General features: G+C 44.7%; 1 protein-coding gene. It reads right to left on the reverse strand.

Annotated elements, in window-relative coordinates:
• Positions 1 to 91: 91 nt before the first annotated feature.
• Positions 92 to 1,349 (reverse strand): ISNCY family transposase (locus tag ACY3FQ_RS18095; protein WP_489774601.1); only part of this gene is annotated, 1,258 nt, incomplete at its 5' end.

A 1,349-nucleotide genomic window follows, 5' to 3' on the forward strand; every position in this document is an offset into this window, starting at 1 on the left:
ATGGATGGTGAATTGGTGGAAAATTCTAGTTTTTAAATGTTATTCACCAATTAAAATGTCTATGCGATAAACCATTTAAAATGTCCTGTTTTTAACCACAAGAGTCAAGCACAGGATTTAAATTTCTTTGTTCAATAACCGCTTTCTGAGCTTTACGACTCGGCATACTTTTCTTGAGACGGGAACGTTTATTTTGTTTTTCCAACTCTTCATGCTGTTGCTGGATATGCGCCAGAACCGAGCCTAATCTTTTATTCTCAACCACTTCATTCTGCTGTAGTCCAGCCAATTTATTGAAGATGCTGTAGTTGAGCTTTCGTCCTTCATGCATGAGGGCCACAGTGCCATCCGGATACTCCAGAAATGAAATGTATTGCCCAACAAGCTTATGATTCAGCTCTGTCGGTTCAAGCAGATAAATACACTTGTCATAGGTAATCGTCAGGTTCTTGGTGACCTTACGCGGTTCCTGCCAGGTGAATATATCCTCCAGCTCAGCATCAGACTCTGTTAGCGGACGATGTAAGTTCTTTGAATTTCGCGCACACTTGGCGAACTTCTGGTTGAAATGCTCAATAAAGCAGGGTAACCAGGCATTGGCTTCGGCAATTGAACTGATGCCTTCCAGACGCATCTCTTTGATCAAACGGTCTTGAAGGGTTCTATTCGCGCGTTCTACGCGACCTTTAGCCTGTGGTGAGTTGGCAAAGATAATATCAATGTTTAACTCATTCAGAATCCGGCCAAATTGCGTGATCTTGCTGTCTTGGCTGGATTTCTGGTTGACTCTAAATACCGAGTGTTTATCGCTATAAAAGGCCAAGGGCTTGCCGTATTGCTCAATGTAGGCTCGGGTTGAAAGCATATAGTCAAAGGTCGTTTCAGCCTCACAAAAGCGCAGATGCAACAGCTTGCCGGTAGCATCATCGATATAAACCAGCAAACAGCATTTGGTGGCTCTTCCTTCAAACCAGTCATGATATGAGCCATCAATCTGGATCAGCTCACCGAAGCAATCACGGTTATAGCGTGGCTGGTATGGGCGTTTTAGACGTTTGGATCGCGGAATCCAAAGGTCATTTGCAGTCATCCAGCGCCGAACCGTTTCTACCGGGATATTCAGGTCAAACATGCTGCTGAGCTTCTCATGCGCCAAGGTAGGTCCAAAGCCCAGCAGATGTTCAGAAATAATGGAAAGACATTGCGATTTTAATAAATCGTCATGGCGATGATGGCCCGGTTGACCACGACTGGCATGCGTCATGCCTGAAACACCATCTTGATTGAGCTTCTGCAATAACCGGGTAATTTGACGGGTGGAAAGATTCAGGATTTCAGCAGCACGGACT

This window comes from Acinetobacter sp. AB03 (assembly GCF_058107045.1).